Source organism: Nostoc sp. EspVER01, assembly GCF_034530635.1.
Lineage (GTDB): Bacteria > Cyanobacteriota > Cyanobacteriia > Cyanobacteriales > Nostocaceae > Nostoc.
In genome coordinates, this window is the sequence record NZ_JAVRCS010000009.1 from 41,869 (window position 1) to 51,415 (window position 9,547).

Annotated in this window: 5 protein-coding genes; 1 reads left to right on the forward strand and 4 read right to left on the reverse strand. The window is 43.0% G+C overall.

The window, feature by feature from the left end:
- Positions 1–7 precede the first annotated feature (7 nt).
- The 4 genes from RMX69_RS10105 to RMX69_RS10120 all read right to left on the reverse strand — a co-directional run bounded on the left by RMX69_RS10105 (position 8) and on the right by RMX69_RS10120 (position 5,532).
- Positions 8–1,906 carry an asparagine synthetase B family protein gene (locus tag RMX69_RS10105; RefSeq protein ID WP_322637375.1) on the reverse strand — a complete coding sequence of 633 codons (1,899 nt, stop codon included), beginning with the start codon at positions 1,904–1,906 and terminating at the stop codon, positions 8–10.
- Between the two features lie 5 nt (positions 1,907–1,911).
- The gene (locus RMX69_RS10110) at positions 1,912–2,535 is read right to left on the reverse strand and encodes a DUF3859 domain-containing protein (protein ID WP_069068325.1); all 624 of its coding nucleotides are present in this window, start codon (positions 2,533–2,535) and stop codon (positions 1,912–1,914) included.
- 643 nt (positions 2,536–3,178) lie between these two features.
- On the reverse strand, positions 3,179–3,433 hold the full coding sequence (locus tag RMX69_RS10115; RefSeq protein WP_322637376.1) for a hypothetical protein: 255 nt from the start codon (positions 3,431–3,433) through the stop codon (positions 3,179–3,181).
- 284 nt (positions 3,434–3,717) lie between these two features.
- A complete protein-coding gene (locus RMX69_RS10120) occupies positions 3,718–5,532 on the reverse strand; it encodes a ShlB/FhaC/HecB family hemolysin secretion/activation protein (RefSeq protein WP_322637377.1) in 1,815 nt (604 codons plus the stop codon).
- A 207-nt stretch (positions 5,533–5,739) separates the two neighbouring features.
- Here RMX69_RS10120 and RMX69_RS10125 point away from each other — a divergent pair.
- Positions 5,740–9,547: glycosyltransferase (locus RMX69_RS10125; protein ID WP_322637378.1), on the forward strand; the 3,808-nt coding region annotated here is incomplete at its 3' end.

A 9,547-nucleotide genomic window follows, 5' to 3' on the forward strand; every position in this document is an offset into this window, starting at 1 on the left:
TTACGAATTACGAATTACGAATTATTTTGTAGTTTCTCCATAACCAACGATGTAACCAAAAGGGATGATCCCAAGATTGTTTACTTAGTTCTTCATTTAAAACATGCGATCGCCAAAGTTGCCACATAATTAGTAACCAGAGTGTTTCACCAATTCGACGGCCTTGAATAGCTGCTCCTAGTTTGCCTTCAACGATTTGGGCCGCAATGTGAGGATAAAAGTGATTGTAAGTGCGAAGTACTTCTGGATTGAGCCAAATACCCAGTTGATGCCAAAAATCATTTAAACACCAAGAAGTTAAAGGAACCCCCATACCCCGCTTTTGTCGCCAGACAATTTCCGGTGGGAGCCAATTTTCTACAGCCCGTTTGAGGATATATTTTTCACAAGCTCCTTGTAAACAGAGTTCTCCAGATAGGCGGAATGTCCACTCAGTTAGAGGTAAATCACAAAAAGGCGATCGCACCCACAACCCATGAGCAAACCCCAATGCAGTTGCACGAGGATGGATATTCTGCGCTCCTTTGAGCATCAAACTAGCACGGCGGAGGCGATGCAGCAAAGATGGACATTCATTGCGATCTAAAGCCGCCAACAGCCAATCTTCGGGATGCAAATTTTGGATCTGTGCATAGATATCTGGCTGATAAACTTGAGATTCGTATCCCCCAAGACGGTGAAAGGTGCGGAGATATTGCTGGATAAAAGTTTCCTCTCCGGCGGGATTTTCTGCTTGATAAACACCTGCGGCTATTAAAGGTTTATTCGTCCAACCAGCAAATAATTGATCTCCACCTTCGCCATTAAAAATTACCTGAGTTTCCTGACTCGCTCTCTCAGATAGGAGATACAACGGCACACACACACCATCTCCAAAGGGTAAATCTAATGCTTTTACAGTCGGAATTAGGGCATTTTTGATTGAATTTGGGTTTGCTGCAACTTTAATTAGCGGAATTTTGAGAAACTGGGCGACTTGTTCAGAATATCCATACTCTGAAATCCCTGTGTCACCAAAATCTAAAGTATAGGCGCGGACTTTCACCCCTGCTTGTACCAGCAGCGCCGCCACCACTGACGAATCGAGTCCACCAGAGAGAAACACCCCAACAGGCTCATCTTTTAAATCGGCAATCTGTCGCTCAATTGAGTCTTTCAGGAGAGTTTGCAATTCAGTAATTGCTGTAGCTTCATCTGTTAACTGTTCTGGTGCTTCCCGCCACGAGTGGATGTTTTTAGATTCAGGTGTTTGCAGCTTACCTGATTGGCGATCGCTCTGCCAAACTAATTCAGTTCCCGCCGTCACTGCAAATACTCCATTAACAGGAGTTAAGGGTGTAGGAACGTAAGAAAAACAGCTATAGCCATATAACCCCGGAATGCTAACTTCTGACTGTTGCAAAATCGGTAAAAGTAATTGCAGTTGCGATGCAAACCAAATTATTTGTCCTTGCTGAGTCCAATACAAAGGAACTCTTCCGAAAGGTTCTCTTCCCAAAATTAGGCAGTTGTTTTCCTGGAGACTTACCCAAGCATCGGGTGAACTAAATAATCCTGATGCGGAAATGGCAGCAATTTGATTTTTAGAACTTACACAGAAGAGATCCCCCAACCCCCTTAAAAAGGGGGCTTTCAAGGTTCCCCCCTTTTTAAGGGGGGCTAGGGGGGATCTAGATTTCAGGTGTTCAGCGTGTAAGTCCTGATTTTGTTGCCTTCTGGAATTTCCATCGATTCCTACATAAACAACATTCCAGATGGGAAGAGGATAATGGGGAAAAGGCTTTGAATTTTCCCTTGTAGGGGAGAGGTTTGGAGAGAGGTTTTCCACAACACTAGTTAACAGCGCTTCTAACTCCTGTTGAGTGCCGTAACCCCAATAGCCAAGAAAGTGATGCGGGTTGCCCATCTGGACTATTTCACTTCAAAGGTTGCATCGCTAATCTGCCGGCCTTCCAGGAACATCTGCACCTGCCAATTGCCAACAGTTGCAGCCGAATTAATAGTGTAGCGACACTGGGTATCCCAGACAGACGTATTAATTTCGCGGGTTTGATAGTTGTTTTGCTTGACAATTTGACCGCTTGGGTCAATCCAATTACAAGAGAGAGCCAGCTTTTTACCCAAAGGTGCATCCTTTAGAGTGACACGATACAACACTTCTGGATTGGTTTGGCGAGAAATTGTCTTTAAGTCGCCGCCATTATCTTGTGTCAAAGTGATCCGGTCTTGTTGAGTAGAAACACGAGAGAGTGTAGAACTTTGCTGCTGCATGAAAAATATTGTAGATGCAATGACAACCACTACAACTGCCACCACTCCAGAGGTAATCCATCGATTTCGGCGTTGCTGTACTTCTAGTGCTTGGCGGCGATTTAACTGAATCAGCGCTTCATCTAATAACTCAGGCGGTAAATTCAACTCCTGTAAAATTTCTCTCACCTGCTGTTGGTCTAGTTCCGCTTCCCGACGCAATTGCAGACCTTCTACTTCTGTAACTATTTGTGATAATTGCTCTTGAGTCAATCGCTGCGCCATAGCTTAACTCCTGTTGAAAAATTTGATTGCGATCGCTAAATCTCATTTTTTTAGGTACATCATAAGCTACAAAATAAAGTTGTTGCTTTTCGGATTTTTTAAGAGATACTTTTGTAAACACAAACGCGATGAATCGCCGTCTCTACAATAAACCTCTTGCATAACGGACGAAAGTACTTGTGTGTACACCGTAGCCTTAGCGAATGGCACTAAGAAAAGCCCAAAGACTTAGGGACTTCCAAATAAAAAAATATCCAATTATTTATTGTGGGGTGGGCGACACGATAGCCCTTGATTACGGGCGCTCATGTTGCCCACCCCACAAGATTGTATAGTTTATTTCTTGGAAATCCCTTATTGTATCCTCAACTACTAAAATTAACATTAGGACTTACGCAATAACTCTCTGAAACTCTTATTTCTCCGTGTCCTCTGCGCCCTCTGCGGTTCGTTTTTTCATGATTTTGCGTAAGTCCTGAACATGACATAACAGAACTGGTATTACTTGTAAGAACTAGAATTAACATTACGAAAAAGATACTTCTTGCAAAAGCCAAAAAACCGCCCTAAAATCACTTTCTGGGCGGCTCAAGTATTTTTGCACTAGATTTAAAAAAATTACCAATACCTCCTTCACATTAGTTTAAATTTCCCGATTTCCGCCAATAGAGAGTTGTTTTTTGCTATGTTTCAACTCTTTCCAGAGTGACTTAATCTGCTGGTAAGCCTCTTCCTGAGACAATTTACCCCCTGTCTCTAGGCAAGTGATGTAACTAATTTTTTGAGAGAATTCTTGAAGGTTGGCATTAAACACTAAATTCTCTGGCTGAAATTTACCATAATACCGACTACGAGGGTAAAGAAAGCTGTTTTTGTCTTGCGAGTTAGGTTGCGTCATAAGTTTTCTCTTATAATTCTTTCCTTCTTAAATTTATAAACTAAAACTTTTCCCTTTGTGTATATACACAGGATAAAATTCAAATTCCTGAAGAAAGAAGTTAATTTTTTAGTTCAATATATAGGATAAAGCAGAAGAATAGGTAATTAACTGTGGAAAATACTGAATTAAGCACCTTATCTACCAAAAGTAATAAGTAAAATGACCTGTTTTTTGCGGAAAACACTAAAAGTAGTAAGTAATATCATGTCCGCAGAATTAGTTATGATTACCATAGGCTTTAGTTAGGGTTGATAGCGAAGGCTAAAGTAAAAGCCATCATCCTGAGCGTTATTACCACGATCGCTCAGATCGATAAATGGAAATCCATAATCGAGGCGCAAAAAGAGATTATCAATTCCCATTGCCTGATTCCACAATAATCCTAAGCCTGCGCCCACTAAAAAAGTTTGATTTGGTAGCGGATTGGGATTATCAGACTGATTCCAAACGGCTCCCATATCCACAAATGGCGCAAGTTGAATTGTCGATAATCCAGATTCATTACGCTGCACTGTAAACCGATCTTCGATCGCTACCCGAAATCCATTATCCCCAGAACGGATATTTTGGCGATATCCCCTTACCGATTGTCCACCGCCAATTACAAATTGCTGGGAAGGTAAAAGGCTATCTGGTGTAAGCTGTAAGTCTGCTTGAATCAGCAATAGATGATCGTTGCTGAGTTGCTGCACGCGCTGTATTTGACCTAGCCAACTGAAAAAACGACCATCGGGTATGGGGTCATTGTTGATAGTTGCATCTAATATATCAACGCCAAAATTAAATTGCGATCGCAAAAACCAAGCTCCTTTTGGTTCGCGCTTGATATATTCTTGACCAAATTTAATTACACTGGTGCGGCTAACGCCATTGGCATCAGGCCCAATGCCAAAGGGGGTTGCGAGGTTATCAAAAAGGAAGGTTTGACCATCTTGATAGGTAAATCCTAAAGATAGGGCAAATTCAACTCTAGGCGATCGGATCAATGGCTGACGATAATTGATTTCATAAAGATCCTGGTTTGCCCGAATGTCAAAGGCATCAAAGGGTGGCTCAGTAATTTCGTTGCGATTAAATGCGGCTCGAATCTGCACTTTGCCGTTCATAGCGTTCACGGGGACTTGATAACTAAAATCAAAGACATCGGAACCACCAGAGAGTGTATGGTAATAAGAGCCAGCTAACTCATCTCCCATACCGGTTAAATTGCGCGATCGCAATTCAACACCCAATCTTTGGGCCCCAATACTGGGAGGCGAATAATTATCTACACCCAAGCTACCAGTTAAAGGGTTTGCCTCTTCAACTCTGACAACGAGAATACTTTGACCAACCTTACCCGTTGGACGCAAACTCGCTTCCACATTTGTAAATAGGGGATCGAGTCGCAACAATTTCAACTGTTCTTCGAGCTTACCAGTATTGAGAGGAATACCAGCACCTAGTTGGATGCGACTACGAATATAAGATGGGTTTAATCGCCGCGTCCCTTCGATATTAATCTCTGTCAAACGCCCTTCCAACACCCGAATTACCACAACACCATTTGCGGTACTAGATTTTTGAGTTTCTGGAATTGCTCTGGAATTTATATACCCTTTATTTAGGTAAAGCTGAGTAACGGCATCGGCGGCTTGTCTGATTTCTTCTAAAGTTAAGTCCCGTTCTTCAAACGGTTTCACTACTAGATTAAAATCATTTTCCTGAAAAACTGTGCTACCTACAACCTGAATTTTCCGAACCCGAATGCGTTGTGGTATCTCTGGTTGTGGGTTAGTTGCTGGAGTAGCTTCTCTTTCTTGTACTATTTGTAACTCTGACTGACTGCTATTTTGAATTGAGTCAGGTGTAAAAATATTAGCTCTAGCTCTCAGTCCATTTGCAGTTACAATCCAGACCGCAGGCAGAATTAACAAACCGCACCGAAAACTGAAACTGTGCTTACTGCATTTAGTAATTGCCAAACTCCGCCAAGTCTCTAACTGATGAGATAAATAGACAATTCTTTGCTGAGTCGTTGCTCTAGGCTGAACACAAGTTTCTGTTTCTTTTCTCATTTCTCTTCAGGGGAGTGCCTTATTTAACGACTGGGCTGATTTTGATTTTGGAGTATGCTATGGCTGTATGAATATTTGAATATCATATTTTTGATATTCAAATTTCAAAAGATTTGTAACTAAAACTATAATTAACAGCGAATTATTCTAAGTGATAGTCCTTAGCATTATATTGTGGTAACAGGTAGAAAACTTGGGAAAACTTCGATGTCACCACTGATTTCCATTGTCATCGTCAATTACAACCGGGAGTCTTACCTTCAAGAAGCGATCGCTAGTGTTATAGCGCAGACATGGCAAAACTTTGAGTTATTGATTTGGGATAATGGCTCCACAGATGGATCAGTGGCGATCGCTCACGCTTATGCTCAAAAAGATGGGCGAGTGCGGGTGGTGGAAGCAGACAATCAAGGAGTTGCTGCGGCTTGTAAGGCAGCGATCGGCCAAACTAGCGGCACTTACGTCGGTATATTAGACAATGATGATATCCTTGCCCCCACAGCTCTTGCTCAAACCGCTACAGTCCTCAATAGCCATCCAGAAACGGGATTTGTTTACACCGACTACTTAAATATCGATCCAAACGGCAAAGTTATCGGTTATGGTCATCGCTGTGACATTCCTTACTCTCAATCAGGTCTGTTGGTAGATTTCATGACGTTTCACTTCCGCTTGATGCGGCGATCGGTTTATGACCGAGTGGGAGGTGTTAACGAATCGTTCTCTTGCTGTGCCTATGATTATGACCTATGTCTGCGACTTTCAGAAGTAGCCCAAGTACGCCGAGTCAAAGAGCCACTCTATTTCTACCGAAATCATTCTCAAAGCATGTCTGTTAACAGGAGAACAGAACAAATCCTCTGGTCACAAAAGGCGATCGCTCAAGCACTTTGGCGGCGAGGATTAGCAGACAAGTTACAAATCGATGTAGAATTGCCTACAAGTCGCTTCATATTACGCCGCAAAGAATCTTTATTAGACCTCTTGCATAAATCAAAAATAAGAAAGAACCCCACCCCGCCAAAGCTGCGCTTTGTCTCCCTTCCCGAAGAGCGGGGAGGGGTTGGGGGTGGGGTGTTAGGGACTTGTGCAAGAGGTCTATTGTCTAATATCGCCGCTTCAGTCCTAGTTATTGCCTCGTTGGTAAATCCCAAATTAGCCCAAGCACAACAAATAGTTCCTGCTAACGATGGGACAGGTACAATTGTGACTCCCAACGGCAATCGACTTAATATCACTGGCGGCACAACTTCTGGTGATAATGCAAACCTCTTTCACAGCTTTCAACAGTTTGGAATTTCACCAGAACAAATTGCCAACTTTCAAGCTAGTCCGGCGCTGCAAAATATCCTTGGTCGAGTTACAGGCGGGAATGCCTCAGTCATCAATGGTTTAATTCAGGTGACAGGTGGCAATGCTAACTTTTTCTTGAGGAATCCAGCCGGATTTATTTTTGGCGCAAACGCCAGTTTAAATGTGCCTGGTGCTTTTACGGTGACAACAGCTAACGGCATCGGTTTTGGGAGCAGTTGGTTTAACGCTATCGGTGTTAATGACTACATAAATTTAGTTGGAAACCCCAATGGATTTGCCTTTAGTACAAACCAGCCAGGAGCGATCGCAAATGCTGGAAATTTGGCAGTAAGTACTGGGCAAAATTTGAATTTATTAGGTGGTACTGTAGTCAACACCGGGCAACTTTCAGCACCAGGAGGGCAGATTTCTGTCACATCAGTACCAGGACAAAATTGGGTGCGTCTTAGTCAGCCAGGAAATCTGTTGAGTCTAGAAATTCAGCCCCTCGCCTCTAGTAGCAACCAACCTAATAACTGGACAATTCCCATTGCCTCAATACCCGAATTGCTCACAGTTGGTAACACAGGCTTAACTGCCAATCCTGATGGAACTGTAAAATTAACAAACTCTAATGTGACAATTCCCACAACTCCAGGTACAACGATTGTTTCTGGGAAAGTAAATGCAGCGAGTCAAACAGGCGGTAATATAACTGCTTTGGGTAAAAAAGTCGCGGTGATTGATGCCAATATTAACGCCTCTGGGAATAATGGCGGCGGTACTGTGCTAATTGGTGGAGATTATCAAGGTAAGGGGACTTTACCCAACGCAGATCGGACTTATGTAGACTCAAAATCTGTCATTAATGCTGATAGTAATTTGAATGGAAACGGCGGACAGGTAATTGTTTGGGGTAACGACACAACCAAGTTTTTTGGTAACATTTCGGCTCGTGGAGGAGCAAATGCCGGCAATGGTGGTTTTGTAGAAGTATCAGGTAAAAATTTCTTAAATTTTAACGGTTTAGTAGATACTTCAGCCCCTAATGGTAACTTTGGCACTTTATTGCTAGACCCCAGCACATTGACCATTATCGATGGTGCAGCAGGGACAGGTGATTTTGATGCTACAGTAGGCAATATTGCCTTTGGCGATGCAGATATTGGAGATAACACTGTTTCTTGGGGTGCGATCGCCTTATCGGGTACAAATATCAATTTACAAGCCACAGGCAATATTACCATCAATGACATCACCGGAGCGACACCCACAGTAACAACCGATGGTGTCGCTATATTAAACTTGGGCGGTGGTAGCTTCAGCCTCACATCACAAACCGGTTCTGTAAACTTTGTCGATCCCACCAACACCATCCAGACAACGGGAGGAGGCATTAACATTTCTGGAGCTAGCTTATCGCTGGGAAATCTAAATACAAGTAGAACTACTGGTAATAGTGGCAACGTAACGTTGTTTGCAACTGGCGATATTACTGCGGGCAACATTATTGCCAGTGGTCAGGGCTACTCAGCAGGTAATATTACAGTCCAAAGCACAAATGGTGGAATTACCCTAAATAACCTTGACACTAGCAATATTCAAGGGTTTTCTGGATTTGGATATGGTGGCATTATTATTACGGATGCAGGAACAGTAAATTTGACTGCCGCAGGCAACATCTTAACAGATGCTATTAATACCTCTTCAAATGATGCTAATAGATCAGGTAAGGCTGGCGATGTAGTTGCAACAACCACAGGCGGCAGTATTACCACAGAGGCAATTAACTCGTCTGTAGTTAAGGAAGGAGGTGGCGATTTTATTGGCACTGCTGGCGCGATAAGTTTAACTAGCAGAGATAATATCACCGTGAATGATGCCATAAATACCTCAGCGATCGCTACCGGAGTCGATGGTACTGCAAATGTTACAAGTGGCAACGTTACTTTACAGACTACCAATACTGCTGGCAGCAATATTCGTTTTACCAACATCAACACCCAGTCCATAGCAGACGATTTTGTTGATGGAAACACTGTTCAAGGTGGCAATGTGCAAGTGCTAACCAACGGACTGATTCAGGGAATCGGAACCGGCGAAGCGATCGCAACTGGTGGATTTTTTACTGGCGAAGGAGGTACTAACGTTCAACCTTCAGCAGGAGGTACTGTTAGCATTCGCCATGATGGTGGCCCAAACAATGTAGATTTTATTGTCGGTGATGCAAGTGTCAATGGTACAGCAGGGTCAATCACTACAGGTGACAATTCAATAATCGCTAATAGCTTTCCAGTCTTGCCAAATGGTGGAGATGCTAGCGGTACACCAACCGGCATCACCATTACATCTGTTAACACCCCGCCGACATTAACAGCCAACTCATCCCTACCCGATACCCAGACCAATCAGCCTGTTACCTTAACGTTCTCTAGTTTGGCTCCGCTAGTCAGCGATGTTAATAATGACATCACCTCCATCAAGGTCGATGTCGTGAATACGGGAAATATCACTGTCAATGGCGTTCCCGTCATCCCTGGTGTTACAACCTTATCTAGCGGCGATACTTTGGTATACACACCTCCAGCAGATACAAATGGGTCACTAAATGCCTTTGTAATTAGTGCAAATGACGGCGTTTCCTCTTCTGCACCTGTACAGATAGGAATCAACGTCAGTCAAATTCCTACTCCCAATCCTGAGACTCCCAATCCTGAAACTC